14 protein-coding genes are annotated in these 17,810 nt (G+C 61.4%); 12 read left to right on the forward strand and 2 right to left on the reverse strand.

The window, feature by feature from the left end; translation table 11 throughout:
- Window positions 1–2 precede the first annotated feature (2 nt).
- From sucD to lpdA, 6 genes are all read left to right on the forward strand, one after another.
- Window positions 3–905: a succinate--CoA ligase subunit alpha gene (gene sucD / locus ASC90_RS16055; RefSeq protein WP_056542290.1), complete on the forward strand. Its 903-nt coding sequence runs from the start codon at window positions 3–5 to the stop codon at window positions 903–905.
- A gap of 167 nt (window positions 906–1,072) precedes the next feature.
- On the forward strand, window positions 1,073–4,057 hold the full coding sequence (locus ASC90_RS16060) for a 2-oxoglutarate dehydrogenase E1 component (RefSeq protein WP_056542292.1): 2,985 nt from the start codon (window positions 1,073–1,075) through the stop codon (window positions 4,055–4,057).
- A 127-nt stretch (window positions 4,058–4,184) separates the two neighbouring features.
- Entirely contained in the window at window positions 4,185–5,417 is a 1,233-nt protein-coding gene (gene odhB / locus ASC90_RS16065; protein WP_056542293.1) for a 2-oxoglutarate dehydrogenase complex dihydrolipoyllysine-residue succinyltransferase, read from the forward strand.
- Window positions 5,418–5,483: 66 nt separating this feature from the next.
- Window positions 5,484–6,026 (forward strand): hypothetical protein, encoded by a 543-nt coding sequence (locus ASC90_RS16070; RefSeq protein ID WP_056542669.1) that lies wholly within the window; start codon window positions 5,484–5,486, stop codon window positions 6,024–6,026.
- Window positions 6,023–6,775, forward strand: coding sequence for an SDR family oxidoreductase (locus ASC90_RS16075; RefSeq protein WP_056542295.1), 753 nt, complete (start codon window positions 6,023–6,025; stop codon window positions 6,773–6,775). The genes ASC90_RS16070 and ASC90_RS16075 overlap by 4 nt, the downstream gene beginning before the upstream one ends.
- 161 nt (window positions 6,776–6,936) lie before the next feature.
- On the forward strand, window positions 6,937–8,343 hold the full coding sequence (lpdA, locus tag ASC90_RS16080; protein ID WP_056542297.1) for a dihydrolipoyl dehydrogenase: 1,407 nt from the start codon (window positions 6,937–6,939) through the stop codon (window positions 8,341–8,343).
- Window positions 8,344–8,473: 130 nt separating this feature from the next.
- On the opposite strand, the gene ASC90_RS16085 is transcribed toward lpdA, so the two are convergent.
- Window positions 8,474–9,550, reverse strand: coding sequence for a TraB/GumN family protein (locus ASC90_RS16085; RefSeq protein ID WP_056542299.1), 1,077 nt, complete (start codon window positions 9,548–9,550; stop codon window positions 8,474–8,476).
- An 86-nt stretch (window positions 9,551–9,636) separates the two neighbouring features.
- The gene (locus tag ASC90_RS16090; protein WP_056542301.1) at window positions 9,637–10,572 is read right to left on the reverse strand and encodes a tyrosine recombinase XerC; all 936 of its coding nucleotides are present in this window, start codon (window positions 10,570–10,572) and stop codon (window positions 9,637–9,639) included.
- Between the two features lie 143 nt (window positions 10,573–10,715).
- On the opposite strand from ASC90_RS16090, the gene ASC90_RS16095 reads away from it, so the two are divergent.
- The 6 genes from ASC90_RS16095 (at window position 10,716) to ASC90_RS16120 (ending at window position 17,789) form a co-directional block, all read left to right on the forward strand.
- Entirely contained in the window at window positions 10,716–11,663 is a 948-nt protein-coding gene (locus tag ASC90_RS16095) for a 1-acyl-sn-glycerol-3-phosphate acyltransferase (protein WP_056542303.1), read from the forward strand.
- 179 nt (window positions 11,664–11,842) lie between these two features.
- Window positions 11,843–14,059: a primosomal protein N' gene (locus tag ASC90_RS16100; RefSeq protein WP_056542304.1), complete on the forward strand. Its 2,217-nt coding sequence runs from the start codon at window positions 11,843–11,845 to the stop codon at window positions 14,057–14,059.
- A 79-nt stretch (window positions 14,060–14,138) separates the two neighbouring features.
- A complete protein-coding gene (locus ASC90_RS16105) occupies window positions 14,139–14,528 on the forward strand; it encodes a hypothetical protein (RefSeq protein ID WP_056542306.1) in 390 nt (129 codons plus the stop codon).
- Between the two features lie 254 nt (window positions 14,529–14,782).
- The gene (locus tag ASC90_RS16110; RefSeq protein ID WP_082519952.1) at window positions 14,783–15,349 is read left to right on the forward strand and encodes a F0F1 ATP synthase subunit delta; all 567 of its coding nucleotides are present in this window, start codon (window positions 14,783–14,785) and stop codon (window positions 15,347–15,349) included.
- On the forward strand, window positions 15,349–16,878 hold the full coding sequence (atpA, locus tag ASC90_RS16115; RefSeq protein ID WP_056542310.1) for a F0F1 ATP synthase subunit alpha: 1,530 nt from the start codon (window positions 15,349–15,351) through the stop codon (window positions 16,876–16,878). Before ASC90_RS16110 ends, atpA begins: the two co-directional genes overlap by 1 nt.
- A gap of 26 nt (window positions 16,879–16,904) precedes the next feature.
- Window positions 16,905–17,789, forward strand: coding sequence for a F0F1 ATP synthase subunit gamma (locus ASC90_RS16120; RefSeq protein WP_056542312.1), 885 nt, complete (start codon window positions 16,905–16,907; stop codon window positions 17,787–17,789).
- Window positions 17,790–17,810: the final 21 nt, after the last annotated feature.

Raw genomic sequence — 17,810 nt, forward strand, 5'->3', positions numbered from 1 at the left:
TAATGTCTATTCTCGTCAACAAGAATACCAAGGTCCTCGTTCAGGGCCTGACCGGCAAGACCGGCACGTTCCACACCGAACAGGCGCTTGCCTATTACGGCACGCAGATGGTCGGCGGTATCCACCCGAAGAAGGGTGGCGAAACGTGGACCGGCTCGAAGGGCGAAAGCCTGCCGATCTTCGCAACGGTTGCCGAAGCCAAGGAACGCACGGGCGCCGACGCGTCGGTGATCTACGTTCCGCCGGCTGGTGCAGCTGACGCGATCATCGAGGCGATCGATGCCGAGATCGGCCTGATCACCTGCATCACCGAAGGCATCCCTGTCATGGACATGGTTCGCGTCAAGGCTCGCCTCGACCGCTCCAAGTCGCGCCTGCTCGGCCCGAACTGCCCAGGCGTCCTGACGCCGGAAGAATGCAAGATCGGCATCATGCCGGGCTCGATCTTCCGCAAGGGTTCGGTCGGTATCGTCTCGCGATCCGGCACGCTGACCTACGAAGCCGTGTTCCAGACGTCGAACGAAGGCCTCGGCCAGACGACGGCTGTCGGCATCGGCGGCGACCCTGTGAAGGGCACCGAGTTCATCGACATGCTGGAAATGTTCCTCGCTGACGACGCCACCAAGTCGATCATCATGATCGGCGAAATCGGCGGTTCGGCTGAAGAAGATGCAGCACAGTTCCTGATCGACGAAGCCAAGAAGGGCCGCAAGAAGCCGATGGCAGGCTTCATCGCCGGTCGTACGGCTCCGAAGGGCCGCACGATGGGCCACGCCGGTGCTGTTGTTTCCGGCGGCAAGGGCGATGCGGAATCGAAGATCGCGGCCATGGAAGCGGCCGGCATCAAGGTGTCGCCTTCGCCTGCTCGCCTCGGCACCACGCTGGTTGAAGTCCTCAAGGGCTGAACCAATCTATAAGACCCGGGCAGCACGCATTCGTGTCGTGCTGCCCGGATTAGACCAAGACACGGAATGAGCCGCGGACAGGCGGCGAAGACAGATGCGGCAGCCGGTCGGGAGAGATCGGCGAAAACACTAAGTCAGGAGGCGGGCGGAAGCGTCCGCGTGTAACCATGGCACGGCAAGAAGCCAACGAGCAGTTTCAGGTCACCTCGTTCCTGGATGGCGCCAATGCTACTTATATCGAGCAGCTCTATGCGCGCTACGAAGACGATCCAGCCTCGGTCAACGAGGAGTGGCGAGCGTTTTTCAAGGCGCTGGAAGACAATCCTGATGACGTAAAGCGGGCCGCCAAGGGCGCGTCCTGGCGAAAGAGAAACTGGCCGCTGCAGGCCAGCGGCGACCTCGTCTCGGCGCTGGACGGCGACTGGGGCATCATCGAGAAGGTGGTCGAGACCAAGGTCAAGGCCAAGGCGGAAGCATCAGGCAAGCAGGCCGACGGTGCCGACATCCTGCAGGCGACGCGCGACAGCGTTCGCGCCATCATGATGATTCGCGCCTACCGGATGCGCGGCCACCTGCACGCCAAGCTGGATCCGCTAGGCATTGCTGCTCCGGTGGATGATTACCACGAGCTGGCGCCCGAGAATTACGGCTTCACCGCCGCTGACAACGACCGCAAGATCTTCATCGACAACGTTCTCGGCCTGGAATACGCGACCATCCCGGAGATGATCGAGATCCTCGAGCGCACCTATTGCTCGACGCTCGGCGTCGAGTTCATGCACATTTCCAACCCTGAGGAAAAGGCCTGGATCCAGGAACGGATCGAAGGCCCGGACAAGGGCGTTGCCTTCACCAACGAAGGCAAGAAGGCGATCCTTGCCAAGATCATCGAAGCCGAGGGCTACGAGCAGTTCCTCGACGTCAAGTTCAAGGGCACCAAGCGCTTCGGCCTCGACGGCGGTGAATCACTGATCCCGGCGCTGGAACAGATCCTCAAGCGCGGCGGTAGTCTCGGCCTGAAGGAAGCGGTGTTCGGCATGGCCCACCGCGGCCGCCTGAACGTGCTCTCCCAGGTCATGGGCAAGCCGCACCGCGCCATCTTCCACGAGTTCAAGGGCGGCTCCTACGCGCCTGACGAAGTCGAAGGCTCGGGCGACGTGAAGTACCACCTCGGCGCTTCTTCCGACCGCGAATTCGACGGCAACAAGATTCACGTGTCGCTGACGGCCAATCCGTCGCACCTCGAGATTGTCGACCCCGTGGTCATGGGCAAGGCGCGCGCCAAGCAGGACATGGGCGCCACCGTCTGGGAAGGCGATACCATTCCGCTTTCCGAGCGCTCCAAGGTGCTGCCGCTGCTGATCCACGGCGACGCGGCTTTTGCCGGCCAGGGCGTCATTGCCGAAATCCTCGGGCTCTCCGGTCTTCGCGGTCACCGCGTTGCGGGCACGATGCACGTCATCATCAACAACCAGATCGGCTTCACCACCAATCCGGCCTTCTCGCGCTCGTCGCCCTATCCGTCCGACGTCGCCAAGATGATCGAGGCACCGATCCTGCACGTCAACGGCGACGATCCGGAAGCGGTCGTCTACGCGGCCAAGATCGCCATGGAATTTCGCATGAAATTCCACAAGCCTGTCGTCCTCGACCTGTTCTGCTATCGCCGCTACGGCCACAATGAAGGCGACGAACCATCCTTCACCCAGCCGAAGATGTACAAGGTCATCCGCAGCCACAAGAGCGTGCTGCAGCTCTACGGGGAACGGCTCGTTTCCGAGGGTGTGCTGACCGACGGCGAAGTCGAGAAGATGAAGGCTGACTGGCGCGCTCATCTGGAACAGGAGTTCGAGGCCGGCCAACACTACAAGCCGAACAAGGCCGACTGGCTGGACGGCGAATGGTCCGGCCTGCGCACGGCTGACAATGCCGACGAGCAGCGTCGCGGCAAGACCGCCGTCCCGATGAAGCAGCTGAAGGAAATCGGCCGCAAGCTTTCGGAAATTCCGCAAGGCTTCCATGCGCACCGCACCATCCAGCGCTTCATGGAAAACCGCTCGAACATGATTTCGACGGGCGAAGGCATCGACTGGGCGACGGCGGAAGCGCTGGCGTTCGGCGGGCTTGTGACGGAAGGCCACAAGATTCGTCTGTCGGGTCAGGATTGCGAACGCGGCACGTTCTCGCAGCGCCACTCGGTGCTCTACGATCAGGAAACGGAAGAGCGCTACATCCCGCTCGCCAACCTCTCGCCAACCCAGGCACGCTACGAAGTCATCAACTCGATGCTTTCGGAAGAGGCGGTGCTCGGCTTCGAGTATGGCTATTCGCTGGCCCGCCCGAACGCGCTGACGCTCTGGGAAGCCCAGTTCGGCGACTTCGCCAACGGTGCGCAGGTCGTGTTCGACCAGTTCATCTCGTCGGGCGAGCGCAAGTGGCTGCGGATGTCCGGTCTCGTCTGCCTGCTGCCGCACGGCTACGAAGGCCAGGGTCCGGAACACTCTTCGGCTCGCTTGGAACGCTTCCTGCAGCTCTGCGCTGAAGACAACATGCAGGTCGCCAACGTCACGACGCCGGCGAACTACTTCCATATCCTGCGCCGCCAGGTTAAGCGCGACTTCCGCAAGCCGCTGGTGCTGATGACGCCCAAGTCGCTGCTGCGCCACAAGCGCGCGGTGTCGGGTCTGGCGGAAATGGCCGGCGAATCTTCCTTCCACCGTCTGCTCTGGGACGATGCCGAGGTGATCAAGGACGGTCCGATCAAGCTGCAGAAGGACAACAAGATCCGCCGCGTCGTCATGTGCTCCGGCAAGGTCTACTTCGATCTTCTGGAGGAGCGTGAAAAGCGAGGCATCGACGATGTCTACCTGCTACGCGTCGAGCAGCTCTATCCGTTCCCGGCCAAAGCGCTCATCAACGAGCTCAGCCGCTTCCGCAATGCGGAAATGGTCTGGTGCCAGGAAGAGCCGAAGAACATGGGTGCATGGTCGTTCATCGACCCGTACCTGGAATGGGTGCTCGCTCACATAGACGCCAAGTACCAGCGCGTCCGCTACACCGGACGTCCGGCAGCCGCTTCGCCGGCAACCGGTCTGATGTCGAAGCATCTGGCACAGCTTGCCGCATTCCTGGAGGATGCGCTCGGCGGCTAATGGAATGAGATCGGAGAGGCGGCAATCGCTTCCTCTCCGTATTAATTCGCTGTTCGGCCACACTGCCGGAACGCCGTCAAAAATCACACTGATCACAATTCACGGATCAAAATTCAGGATTTAAACAATGGCCACAGAAATCCGCGTTCCAACTCTCGGTGAATCCGTCAGCGAGGCAACCGTCGGCACCTGGTTCAAGAAGGTCGGCGATGTCATCAAGGCCGACGAACCACTCGTCGAGCTTGAAACCGACAAGGTGACCATCGAAGTCCCGGCACCGGCTGCCGGCGTTCTTTCGGAGATCGTCGCCCAAGCCGGCGAAACCGTCGGTCTCGACGCGCTGCTGGGCCAGATCTCGGCCGGCACTGGTGCTGCTGCCGCTGCTCCGGCCAAGGCTGCGGAGCCAGCTGCTGCTGCCGCACCGGTCGCTGTCGCGGCTGCTGCGTCTTCCGCATCGGTCTCGTCGATGCCGCCGGCTCCGGCAGCATCCAAGATGCTTGCCGAGAACAATCTCTCCGCTGATCAGGTCGATGGCAGCGGCAAGCGCGGCCAGGTCCTGAAGGGCGACGTCATTGCCGCTGTCGCCAAGGGCCTGTCGGCTCCGGCTGCCACGCCAGCTGCGCCGGTTGCCCCGCGGGGTCCTTCGACCGTAGAGGATGCAGGCCGCGAAGAGCGGGTCAAGATGACGCGCCTTCGCCAGACGATCGCCAAGCGCCTGAAGGATGCTCAGAACACGGCTGCGATGCTCACCACCTACAATGAGGTGGACATGAGCGCCGTCATGGCGTTGCGCGCCAAGTACAAGGACGTCTTTGAAAAGAAGCATGGCGTCAAGCTCGGCTTCATGGGCTTCTTCACCAAGGCCGTCACCCACGCGCTGAAGGAACTGCCGGCCGTCAACGCCGAGATCGACGGCACGGACATCATCTACAAGAACTATTGTCACGTCGGCATGGCCGTCGGTACCGACAAGGGCCTCGTCGTTCCGATCATCCGCGATGCCGACCAGATGTCGATCGCCGAGATCGAAAAAGACCTCGGCCGTCTTGCCAAGGCTGCCCGCGACGGAACGCTGTCGATGGCCGACATGCAGGGCGGCACGTTCACCATCACCAATGGCGGCGTCTACGGCTCGCTGATGTCATCGCCGATCCTCAACGCACCGCAGTCGGGCATTCTCGGCATGCACAAGATCCAGGATCGTCCGGTTGTTGTCGGCGGCCAGATCGTCATTCGTCCGATGATGTACCTGGCGCTGTCTTACGATCACCGGATCGTCGACGGCAAGGAAGCCGTAACCTTCCTCGTCCGCGTCAAGGAAAGCCTGGAAGACCCGGAACGCCTGGTGCTCGATCTCTAAGCAATCAACTGGGCCGCGTGAGCGGCCCTTTTCACCTCAGCCGCGGGGCGCGTGATGTCGCTGGCAATGTTTATCGGGCGTGTGGATGCTGTGCTTTCCCTTGTCGGAAGCACCGGTTTCCTGGCGTCGCTTGCGGTTTTCACGGCTCTCCCGGCCGCTTCGGCCAGTGCCGCTGACTGCAAGCAGGCAAACGCGGTCTATTCCGATAGGGATGGTGCCTATGAGCTTCGGTTTACGCCGATCAATTCTGAATCCGCCGCTGCCAGCAACCAGTTCAAGCTGAAGATCCTGAAGACGTCGATCGTTCTCGATGGATACGTCATGGCTTCGGAGGATCCGGAGCGTGCCGTCGGTATCCTGATGTTCGATTGTCCGGGTGGCGACGTGACGGGCGACGATCTCAATGCCTGCACGGTCTGGCAAGGTGCTGTCTATGGCATGGACGCCAAGGGCGAGGTGGATAATCTGCAGCCGGAAGCTGCCACGGCGGCCGCAAGGATCGTCCTGCCCGGCCTTGGCCCGGCAATCCGTTCGTCGTCGGTCTGGGGCATCGGCAAGGCGCAGGTCGCACCTTGGGATGTTCTGGCATTCAAGGAGTGTGGGAAATGACGCAACGGCCGGTTCTTCTTGTGACTGGCGGCAGCCGGGGCATCGGTGCTGCGATCTGCCGCGCTGCTGCCCTTCAGGGCTGGGACGTGGCTGTGAATTACGCCTCGAACCGCGCCGCCGCCGATGCGGTCGTCACGGCCGTCAAGGCTGCAGGCGGGGAAGCCATCGCCATCAAGGGCGACGTTGGCGATGCTGGTGACATCACCGCAATGTTCGAAGCGGTCGACACGCATTTCGGGCGGCTGGACGGGCTGGCCAACAATGCCGGCATTGTCGATGCGCCTGCACGGGTCGACGAGATGTCGGTCGAGCGCCTCGATCGGATGATGCGGATCAACGTTTCCGGCTCCATTCTTTGTGCAGCCGAAGCGGTGCGGCGGATGTCGAGCCGGCATGGCGGCAAGGGCGGGGCGATCGTCAATATCTCCTCGATGGCGGCGATCATCGGCTCGCCCTCGCAATATGTCGACTACGCTGCCTCAAAGGCGGCGATCGATACCTTCACAATCGGCCTGGCCCGGGAAGTGGCGACCGAGGCCGTGCGGGTGAATGCAGTGCGGCCGGGCGTGATCGACACCGAGATCCATGCATCCGGCGGCTTGCCGGATCGGGCGCGGGACATGGCGCCCAGCATTCCGATGCAGCGGGCGGGAACGGCAGAGGAGATCGCCGATGCCGTGCTCTACCTGTTGTCCCCCGCGGCTTCCTATGTCACGGGCGCGATCCTCAATGTGAGCGGCGGTCGATGATGCAGAGGGCGCAGTGAGCATGAGGTGCACGCTCCAATTCCTCGGCACGACGGCCGCGTCTCGATCTTCACCGTCGTGCCCGGCGCTGGTGCCGCTCTGCTCGACGCCTGCTCACTTACCCGCGCGGCGGACCAAACAAATAACGCAAAGGAAAAGAAACAATGTCCTATGATGTGATCATTATCGGAACCGGCCCGGGCGGTTATGTCGCTGCCATCAAGGCGGCCCAGCTTGGCCTCAAGGTCGCGGTCGTCGAGAAGCGCGCGACCTTCGGCGGCACCTGCCTGAATGTCGGCTGCATTCCCTCCAAGGCGCTTCTGCATGCTTCCGAGATGTTCCATCAGGCCGGCCACGGCATGGATGCGCTCGGCGTCGAGGTTGCCGCCCCCAAGCTGAACCTCGGCAAGATGCTGGCGCATAAGGATGCGACGGTGAAGGCCAACGTCGACGGCGTCGCCTTCCTGTTCAAGAAGAACAAGATCGACAGCTTCATCGGCACCGGCAAGATCGTTTCCGCAGGAAAGGTCTCGGTCACCGCCGAAGACGGCAAGGTGCAGGAAATCGAAGGCAAGAACATCGTCATCGCAACCGGCTCCGACGTTGCCGGTATTCCGGGCGTGCAGGTCGATCTCGACGAGAAGGTGATCATCTCGTCGACGGGCGGTATCGCGCTCGAGAAGGTTCCCGAGACGATGATCGTCGTCGGAGGCGGTGTCATCGGCCTCGAACTCGGCTCTGTATGGTCGCGTCTCGGCGCCAAGGTCACCGTGGTCGAATATCTCGACACCATCCTCGGCGGCATGGACGGCGACGTTGCCAAGCAGTTCCACCGCATGCTGGCCAAGCAGGGTATCGACTTCAACCTAGGTGCCAAGGTGGTCGGCGTTGCAAAGGGTGGCAAGGGTGCGAAGGTGACGTTCGAGCCGGTCAAGGGCGGCGACAAGGTGACGCTTGAAGCCGACGTCGTGCTGATCGCCACCGGCCGCAAGCCGTATACCGCCGGTCTCGGCCTGGAAGAAGCAGGCGTCGTCCTCGACAATCGCGGCCGCGTCGAAATCGACGGCCACTTCAAGACCAATGTTGCCGGCATCTATGCGATCGGCGACGTGGTAAAGGGCCCGATGCTCGCGCACAAGGCGGAAGACGAAGGTGTGGCGCTGGCCGAAATCCTCGCCGGCCAAGCTGGCCATGTGAACTATGACGTCATTCCGAGTGTCGTCTACACCCAGCCGGAAGTCGCCTCCGTCGGCAAGACCGAGGAAGAGCTGAAGGCCGCAGGCATCGCCTACAAGGTTGGCAAGTTCCCGTTCACGGCCAATGGCCGCGCCCGCGCCATGCTTGCTACAGACGGCTTCGTGAAGATCCTGTCGGACAAGACCACCGACCGCGTTCTCGGCGGCCATATCGTCGGCTTCGGCGCTGGCGAGATGATCCACGAGATCGCCGTGCTGATGGAATTCGGCGGCTCCGCCGAAGATCTCGGCCGTACGTGCCATGCCCATCCGACGATGTCGGAAGCGGTGAAGGAAGCGGCACTCGCTGCGTTCTTCAAGCCGATCCACCTGTAGGCAATTCGGGAGAGATTCCGACGAGGCCGCGATTCGAAAGGATCGCGGTCTTTTTCGTTCAGGTGGGATACGATCGGGAGGGTGCCGCAAGCCGTTGTACGGCAGTGCTTCGGGCGGGCGCTGAAAAGCGTCAGTTCACCGCGGTCAGCGTAAAGCCCTGCTTACGCAGCAGCTCGATCACGCCCTCTTCACCAGGCAGGTGAAGCGCGCCGACAGCCATGAAGACGTTGCCGTTGGCGAGGATCGGGGCGGCACGCTCGGCCATGACCTTGTTGCGGTCGAGGATGATGCGCTGCTCGAAGGCGGCGTAGTCGCTGTCCTCGTCCTCGCCTTCGGGCGAGACCGTCTTCAGCATCGGGATCGTCATTCCGATGTCGCCGGAGAGGTAAAGATCGGTCATGGTTTCCACGACGTCGTTCATCTTGGGACCGAGCGCCAACGTCTCGATTAGCGACTTCATGTGAAATTCGGTCGGCAGTTCGGCCATCGCCTGCAGTTGCTCCGAGAGCGTTTCCAGGCCCTTGACCTGCTTGCCCTGGGCAACGGCGTCGGCGGCGATCTTCTGGTCGAGAAACTGCACGCCCTTGGCCTTGCGGGCCATTTCGCAGCTAGGCAGGGCAACGACGCTGGAGATCATCCACGGACGCATGCGCGAAACGGCGGCAAGTGGGATGCCGCGCTGCTTCAAACCTTCCTCAAGGCGCAGGGTGTCATCGTGGGAGAGAAGCTTGTCGATGGTCGTGCCATCGGTGAACATCATCAATTCTGGCTTCATCAGCAAAGCCGCCGAGGCTTTTTTCTCGTCCAATATCTCGTCGGATTCGATGACTATGGTGTCCGCCGCGTCATGGGCGGCCTGCGTGCGGGGCGGCAGGGTGACGACGCGCGGATCGGTGACATGCATGCTGCCGAGCAGCCAGGATGGTTTCACGCCCGGCTTTTCGATCTTCCAGAAAATGCCCTTACCGTTCGGTACCGCATCGGCCTCCCGGACGACTTCGGCGTAGCGTGCCGGGTCGTTCTGCTTGAGATCGGCCAGCACGTTGCGTCCGGTGCAGCTGTCGTCGGCGGCGGCTGCCGGGGAGACGGAGAAGAGCACGGCAAGCAACGCTGCGGCGAGCAGCATGTGGAAAGCGGCAATCAGCCAGAGCAGGACATTGCCCGGCGATGCGGCGTGCAGGCTGCGGTGGCCGATGGAGATCGTCATGATGGTGTTCCGGTCACGATGAATAAGCCTCGATCTTTACGGTCTTGCTTGCGCATATTCCTTTAAGAGAAGACGTTAACAAAAGATTATGCCCTGGGATGGGCACGGTCGTAAACTTCCAAGAGACGGGTGGAATCCACACCCGTGTAGACCTGCGTGGTCGAAAGACTGGCATGGCCGAGAAGTTCCTGGATGGTCCTGAGGTCGCCGCCACCGGCCAGCAAATGTGTTGCGAAGGAATGCCGCAGTGCGTGCGGGGTCGCCGTTTCCGGCAGGCCGAAGGCGTTGCGCATCTTTTGCATCGTGCGCTGAATGATTGCCGCCTGCAATTTGCCGCCGCGGGCGCCGCGAAAGAGCGGTTCCGTGATGTCCAGATGATACGGGCAGAGCGTGCGGTATTTTGCGACGGCGTCGAAAACGACGGACAGCAACGGCACCAGCCGCGTCTTGTTGCCCTTGCCGGCAATGCGGAGCGTGGTCGCGCCGGGGCGCAGGTCACCCGGAGTAAGGTTGAGTGCTTCCGATATGCGCAGACCGCAGCCGTAAAGAAGTGTCATGACGGCCGCGTCGCGAGCGGCGATCCAGGGTTCGTCATGCAATTGCGCCTCGTCGCTGACGACCGATATCGCCTGTCTGTCGGAAAGCGGCTTGGGCAGCGATTTCGGCTGCTTGGGCGAGCGGATGGCGGCAGCACCGGCGGCGTTTACCAGCCCCTTCTTCTCCAGGTAACGCAGGAGCGAGCGAAGACCGGCAAGATTGCGGCCGAGCGAACGGGCGCCGCAACCGTCCCTGCGACGTGCGGCCAGAAAGGCGCGGAAGTCGGCCGGTCGTAGCGAATGGATGTCCTTGAGCGATGTCGGGCCACCAAGATGGCCGGTCAGAAAAGTCAGAAACTGGCGGGTATCGCGTTCATAGGCGTCGAGGGTGTGCTCGGAAAGGCGCCTCTCGCTCGCGAGATTCTGGAGCCAGGCGGCGCGTTCGGTCATAAGTCGCGGGTCGGCGATGATCAGCAGTTCGTTCACGTCTCAGGCCCCTTGAATTTGCCGGTCCGGCTGCCAATTCTGAGGGAAGGACAGTTATGGAATTGCTAATATCGGCCAGGTGCCTGTCATCCTTCCATCATATTAATCGCGCTAACTGATTTCCCAACGACGCAGGATATTGCATGGCACGGCGCCAACCCATGACGGCTTTCGGACAGTTCGCAGAAGCGATCACACTCGTCTCGCAAGGCAATCCCGGACACATCGTCGACACCCTGATAGCCGAACGCGGCCGGCGCATCGTCAACAGTCCGCTGTGGCCCGTGATGCGGCCTTTTCTCTATACCCTCCTGCGCTACAACAGGGCGATCAGGTTTGCCAACGATGTTGCGAACATGCCGGGCTTCCAGTGCTTCGAGTACATGAGCAGCCTGCTGCAACTGAAGATCAATATCAGGAACGGCGAGCGCATTCCGGCCTCCGGTGGATTTATCCTGGTGAGCAACCACCCCACCGGAATTGCCGACGGCGTCGCTGTCTTCGATCTTCTGAAGGGCCGGCGGCCGGACATGATGTTCTTTGCCAATCGCGATGCCGTTCGCGTCAATCCGCGCTTTGCCGAGGTGATCATTCCAGTCGAATGGCGCGAAGAACACAAAAGCAAGCCCAAGGCACGCGAGACGCTGCAGCTGACGAACCATGCGGTACGGGAAGGAAAGGCGACGGTGCTTTTTCCTTCCGGACGGATTGCTTATTGGGCGAATGGACGGCTGAACGAGCGTCCCTGGAAGACGTCCGCCGTCGGGCTCGCGCGCAAATACAATCTTCCGATCCTTCCCGTTCACGTGACCGCGCGGAACTCGGGCCTGTTCTACTGGTTCGCCAAGTGGTCGACGGAGCTGAGGGACATGACGGTGTTTCACGAGCTTCTCAACAAGCGCGGCGACCGCTTCGATTTCATGATCGGCAACATGATTCCCGTCGAGCATCTTGAAGGCGACATCAACGATGTCACGAAAGCGATCGAGAGGCATACAGTGCACGATCTGTATGTCGATGGCGATGCGCAGTTCCAGCCGATCGCCGAACCCAGCCAGGATGGGATGGCTGGAGCCCATTCATTTCGATGACCGGATGGGTTATAGCGAGGCATGCTGCTCCGCTCGATATTCGCCTCGGTCCTTTGGTCCGGAATGCGCCGGAGAGGGGATGCGGCTGACGGGTGGTGATAGACGGCGACGATGAAGATTAGGCAGGTGATTGCGTCGCGGGTTTCATTTTTCCGCCGATCCGGGCATGGTCGCGCCCGATGAGCACAGATTCGTCCGATCTCTTTGGAGCATTGTTTGACACACCGCCGGCGCACCGCACGGTTCCGGTGCTCGTGCCCATGCCTGCTCCCAAGCCGTATTCCTATGCTGTGCCCGATGGCATGGCGGTCGAGCCGGGCTCGGTGGTGCAGGTGCCGCTTGGACCCCGGCAGGTCATCGGCGTCGTCTGGGACGGCGGCGACGAGGGTATCGATCCGAAAAAGCTGCGGCCGATCAGCCATGTCTTCGATTGCCCGCCGCTGTCCAGGGAGATGCGCGATTTCATCGACTGGGTGGCGAGCTACACGCTCTCCCCGCCTGGACTTGTGGCCCGCATGGCGCTGCGCGTGCCGAACGCCTTCGAGCCTGAGCCGATGGTGGAAGGGTTGCGCTTTGTTGGCGGCGAACCGGAACGGATGACGCCGGCGCGCGCCCGTGTCCTCGCTACGGCGGGCGATGGCTTGTCGTGGACGCGCAGCGGGCTCGCACATGCCGCAGGGGTGTCGACAAGCGTCGTGGATGGCTTGGTGAGCCAGGGGATTTTCGAGACGATATTCCTGTCTCCACCGCCAGTCGTCGCAAGGCCGGATCCCGATTTCGCGGCCTCGCGGCTTGAAGGACCTCAAAAGGAAGCGGCGAACGACATCCTGGCGGAAGTCCGGAAGGGGGAGTTTGCCGTATCGCTGATCGATGGGGTGACGGGCTCGGGGAAAACGGAAGTATATTTCGAGGCCGTCGCCGAGACGCTGAAGAAGGGCAAGCAGGTGTTGATCCTGCTGCCCGAAATTGCGCTGACCGCGAGCTTCCTGGAGCGGTTCCAGGACCGGTTCGGCGCCAAGCCTGCCGAGTGGCACTCGGACCTGCCGCCGAGAATGCGAGAGAAAGTCTGGCGGCAGGCGGTGACAGGCGACGTGCGTGTCGTCGCAGGCGCACGGTCGGCACTCTTCCTGCCGTTCGAGGATCTTGGCCTTATCATTGTCGACGAGGAGCACGACCCTGCCTACAAGCAGGAAGACCGAGTGTTCTATAACGCCCGCGACATGGCCGTGGTGCGCGGAAGGATCGGGGATTTTCCGGTCGTTCTCGTATCGGCGACACCATCGGTGGAAAGCCAGGTAAACGGCCAGAGCGGGCGCTACAGCACCATCCATCTGCCGACACGCTTCGGCGATGCGGCACTGCCCGATCTGCATCTGGTCGACATGCGTCGGCATGCGCCGGAACGCGGCGGCTTCTTGTCACCGGTGCTGGTGCGCGCGATCGGCAAGACCGTCGAGAAAAAACAGCAAGCGCTGCTCTTCCTCAACAGGCGTGGCTACGCGCCGTTGACGTTATGCCGGGTCTGCGGCCATCGCTTCCAGTGCCCGCAATGCTCCAGCTGGCTGGTCGAGCATCGCTTCAAGAAGCAGCTGCAGTGCCACCAGTGCGGCCACAGCGAGCGCACGCCCGAGGCCTGCCCGGAATGCGGCACGCTCGACCATCTCGTGGCCTGCGGGCCGGGGGTGGAGCGCATTGCCGAAGAGGTGGAGCGGCACTTTCCCGAGGCGCGAACGATCGTTCTGTCGTCCGACATCATGGGGGGTGTCAAACGTCTGCGGCTTGAGCTCGATGCCATCGCCAAGGGAGAGGCGGATATCGTCATCGGCACGCAGCTGGTCGCCAAGGGGCATAACTTTCCGTTGATGACACTGGTCGGAATCGTCGATGCCGATCTGGGTCTCGCCAATGGAGATCCGCGTGCGGCCGAGCGGACCTTCCAGCTCCTGTCTCAGGTCACCGGTCGCGCCGGCCGCACGGGCCTCAAGAGCCACGGGCTGCTGCAGACCTATCAGCCGCAACACCCGGTCATGCAGGCGATCGTGTCCGGAGACGCGAGCGCCTTCTACGAGCGCGAGATCGCCGAGCGCGAGCGCGCCATCCTGCCGCCTTTCGGGCGGCTGGCGTCGATCATCGTCTCGGCCGAGACCCGCCACGACGCGGAAAACCATGCACGCGGCATGCGCAACGCCGCCCCGCAGGTTACGGGAATTTCAGTACTGGGGCCGGCCGAAGCACCGCTGGCGCTCGTGCGCGGTCGCCACCGGTTTCGGCTGCTGGTGCATGGGCGACGGAATTCCGACATTCAGGGCTTTCTCCGCGCCCTGCTGTCGCAGTCTCCCAAGGAACGGGGCTCCATTCATGTCCAACTCGACATCGATCCGCAAAGCTTCCTGTAGACCAAGGTATTCCGAGCGTTTGCCGCTTGCCGCAATCATGCCATAAGGACTGCAAATCAGGTTATTCGGGGTCGATTCAATGGATTTCTATTTTCCGACGGAGTTGGGGGAACGGCTCGCCTTTGGCGCCGCGGCATTTACGGCGCTGGTCGGGCTCATCATCATGTTCGCCCCCGGATATGCGATGCGCTTGTTCGGGCTTGCGCCACGGGAAGGGCGACGGGACGGCTACGCCGAACAAAGGTCGATGGGCGGCTTCTATCTCGGCTTCGGTCTTTCGGCGCTGATGCTGGCGCAGGACTGGATCTACATGGCGCTCGGCGCGGCCTTCGCGATGGCGGCGTTCGCGCGCACCGTTTCGCTTCTTTCAGATAAGGGGAGTACGATGATCAACTATTTACTCCTGGTTGTGCAGATCGTTTTGGCGGCGCTCCCGCTCGGTTACGTTTTCGGCTTCTTTTCCGCCTGAATTGAATGGTGATCGTGTGCGATAGCGGTGGCCTTTTGAAGCTTTCCTTCTTTTTCCGGCAGAAATCGATGTGAAAGCCGTATTCGGGCGTTACGCGTGTTGCGAGTCCGCAGATCCTATGTTAGACGGACCCCGAATTTCGGAAGAAGCAAGAGGCTTCTCTTGTGATTTCTGGGGGAAATCAAAACGAATTCAAGAATTTAAATCAGGCGCCCGCCGGAAGCCAGATTCTTGAATTGAAATCAGGGAAAATTGTGCCAGTGGCAGACACATCCCAGCTTACATCTGGTGTTGCAGAACGATATGCCTCGTCGCTGTTCGAGTTGGCGATCGAAGAGAATGCCGTCGCGACCGTGACCGCGGATCTCGACCGTTTTCAGGCGATGCTGGATGAGAGCGACGATCTGAGACGTTTCGTTTCGAGCCCCGTTTTTACCGCGGACGATCAGTTCAATGCTATCGTCGCGATCTGCGAGAAGGCCGGCATCAGCGGCTTCTTCGCAAACTTCTTGAAGGTCGTGGCGCGTAATCGCCGCCTCTTTGCCGTTCCCGGCATGATCAGGGCCTTCCGCATCATCGCTGCAAACCAGCGTGGCGAAATCTCTGCCGAGGTGACCTCGGCCCATGCGCTGACTGCGGCGCAGGAAACTGAATTGAAGGCGGCGCTGAAGGGCGTCACCGGCAAAGACGTGGCGGTTGCCGTCACGGTTGACCCGTCAATTCTTGGTGGTCTGATCGTGAAGGTCGGGTCCCGTCAGATTGATACGTCTCTTCGTACCAAACTCTCTACCCTTAAGCTTGCACTGAAAGAGGTTGGCTGATGGATATCCGCGCCGCGGAAATTTCCGCAATTCTCAAAGACCAGATTAAAAATTTCGGCAAAGAGGCAGAAGTCTCGGAAGTCGGTCAGGTGCTCTCCGTCGGAGACGGTATTGCTCGCGTTTACGGTCTGGACAATGTCCAGGCCGGCGAGATGGTCGAATTCCCCGGCGGCATCCGCGGCATGGCGATGAACCTCGAATCCGACAACGTCGGCGTGGTCATCTTCGGCTCGGAACGCGGGATCAAGGAAGGCGACACCGTCAAGCGGACCGGCGCAATCGTTGACGTTCCGGTTGGTCCGGAACTGCTCGGTCGCGTGGTTGACGCTCTCGGCAACCCGATCGACGGCAAGGGCCCGATCAATGCAACGCGTCGTTCGCGCGTTGACATCAAGGCTCCCGGCATCATTCCTCGCAAGTCGGTGCATGAGCCGATGTCGACCGGCCTCAAGGCCATCGATGCGCTCATCCCTGTCGGTCGTGGCCAGCGCGAGCTCGTCATTGGCGACCGCCAGACCGGCAAGACCGCGATCATTCTCGACGCGATCCTGAACCAGAAGGCTATCCACGACAATGGTCCGGACGGCGAGAAGCTGTACTGCGTCTATGTCGCTATCGGCCAGAAGCGCTCGACCGTTGCGCAGTTCGTCAAGGTTCTCGAAGAACGTGGTGCTCTGAAGTACTCGATTATCGTTGCCGCGACGGCTTCCGATCCCGCTCCTATGCAGTACCTGGCACCGTTTGCCGGCTGCACGATGGGCGAATACTTCCGCGATAACGGCCAGCACGCGCTGATCGGTTATGACGACCTGTCCAAGCAGGCTGTTGCCTACCGTCAGATGTCGCTGCTACTGCGCCGCCCGCCGGGCCGCGAAGCCTATCCGGGCGACGTTTTCTACCTGCACTCGCGTCTCCTCGAGCGCGCTGCGAAGATGAACGACGAAAAGGGCGCTGGCTCGCTGACCGCTTTGCCGGTCATCGAAACGCAGGGCAACGACGTTTCGGCGTTCATTCCGACCAACGTGATCTCGATCACCGACGGCCAGATCTTCCTCGAAACCGACCTGTTCTATCAGGGTATCCGTCCGGCTGTTAACGTCGGTCTGTCGGTTTCGCGCGTTGGTTCGGCTGCTCAGGTCAAGGCCATGAAGCAGGTTGCCGGCTCGATCAAGGGGGAACTCGCCCAGTATCGCGAAATGGCCGCCTTCGCCCAGTTCGGCTCCGACCTCGATGCTTCGACGCAGCGCCTGCTGAATCGCGGTGCACGCCTGACCGAACTCCTGAAGCAGCCGCAATTCTCGCCGCTGAAGACGGAAGAGCAGGTCGCGGTGATCTTCGCCGGCGTCAACGGCTACCTCGACAAGATCGCTGTCGGCCAGGTTGGCAAGTTCGAACAGGGCCTGCTGTCGTACCTCCGCTCTGAAGGTTCGGCCATCCTCGACACGATCCGCACGGAAAAGGCAATCAGCGATGATACGAAGGGCAAGCTTACGGCTGCCGTCGATAACTTCGCCAAGTCTTTCGCCTGATCGGACCCATTTAGGACGGATAACGGATGCCTTCACTTAAGGATCTGAAAAACCGGATCGCCTCCGTCAAGGCGACGCAGAAGATCACCAAGGCGATGAAAATGGTCGCCGCGGCGAAGCTTCGGCGTGCGCAGGAGGCGGCCGAAGCCGCTCGGCCGTATTCGCAGCGGATGGGTGTGGTGTTGGCGAATATCGCCAATGCCGTGACCGATGCGGACGGCGCGCCGCTGCTGATGACCGGGACCGGCAAGGACCAGGTGCATCTGTTGGTGGTCTGCACCGCAGAACGCGGTCTTTGCGGCGGTTTCAACTCGCAGATCTCGCGTTTTGCGCGTGACCATGCCCGCAAGCTTCTCGCTGAAGGCAAGACCGTAAAGATCTTCACGATCGGCAAGAAGGGCTATGACGTTCTTCGCCGCGAATTTGCTTCGCTCATCGTTGAGCGTAAGGAACTGCGCGACGTCAAGCGTATCGGCTTCGAGAATGCGGACCAGATCGGCAAGCGCGTCATCGAGATGTTCGAAGCCGAGGAGTTCGACGTTTGCACGTTGTTCTACTCCGAGTTCAAGTCGGTCATCTCGCAGGTTCCAACGGCGCTCCAGCTCATCCCGGCATCGGCTCCGGCTGTTGTCGTCCAGGATGAGGAGCATGCGGGTGCGGTCTACGAATACGAACCGGATCCAGCATCGATCCTCGACGATCTGATCCCGCGCAATATTTCGGTCCAGATTTTCCGCGCGCTCCTTGAGAACGTCGCTGGTGAAATGGGCGCCAAGATGAGCGCGATGGACAGTGCGACGCGTAACGCCGGTGAGATGATCAACAAGTTGACGCTGAGCTATAACCGCCAGCGTCAGGCGCAGATCACCAAGGAACTCATTGAAATCATTTCGGGCGCGGAAGCGCTCTGAGGTTAGGGAAAGAGGGTAAGA

The organism is Rhizobium sp. Root1220 (genome assembly GCF_001426265.1).
Taxonomy (GTDB): domain Bacteria; phylum Pseudomonadota; class Alphaproteobacteria; order Rhizobiales; family Rhizobiaceae; genus Rhizobium.

Bases quoted from the DNA above. Each gene is read 5' to 3' on its own strand.
- ASC90_RS16070 (WP_056542669.1), top strand. From the start codon at position 5,484: ATGTTTATCGGGCGTGTGGATGCTGTGCTTTCCCTTGTCGGAAGCACC.
- ASC90_RS16075 (WP_056542295.1), top strand. From the start codon at position 6,023: ATGACGCAACGGCCGGTTCTTCTTGTGACTGGCGGCAGCCGGGGCATC.
- odhB (WP_056542293.1), top strand. From the start codon at position 4,185: ATGGCCACAGAAATCCGCGTTCCAACTCTCGGTGAATCCGTCAGCGAG.
- ASC90_RS16100 (WP_056542304.1), top strand. From the start codon at position 11,843: ATGAGCACAGATTCGTCCGATCTCTTTGGAGCATTGTTTGACACACCG.
- ASC90_RS16085 (WP_056542299.1), bottom strand. From the start codon at position 9,550: ATGACGATCTCCATCGGCCACCGCAGCCTGCACGCCGCATCGCCGGGC.
- ASC90_RS16105 (WP_056542306.1), top strand. From the start codon at position 14,139: ATGGATTTCTATTTTCCGACGGAGTTGGGGGAACGGCTCGCCTTTGGC.
- lpdA (WP_056542297.1), top strand. From the start codon at position 6,937: ATGTCCTATGATGTGATCATTATCGGAACCGGCCCGGGCGGTTATGTC.
- ASC90_RS16095 (WP_056542303.1), top strand. From the start codon at position 10,716: ATGGCACGGCGCCAACCCATGACGGCTTTCGGACAGTTCGCAGAAGCG.
- ASC90_RS16120 (WP_056542312.1), top strand. From the start codon at position 16,905: ATGCCTTCACTTAAGGATCTGAAAAACCGGATCGCCTCCGTCAAGGCG.
- ASC90_RS16060 (WP_056542292.1), top strand. From the start codon at position 1,073: ATGGCACGGCAAGAAGCCAACGAGCAGTTTCAGGTCACCTCGTTCCTG.
- atpA (WP_056542310.1), top strand. From the start codon at position 15,349: ATGGATATCCGCGCCGCGGAAATTTCCGCAATTCTCAAAGACCAGATT.
- sucD (WP_056542290.1), top strand. From the start codon at position 3: ATGTCTATTCTCGTCAACAAGAATACCAAGGTCCTCGTTCAGGGCCTG.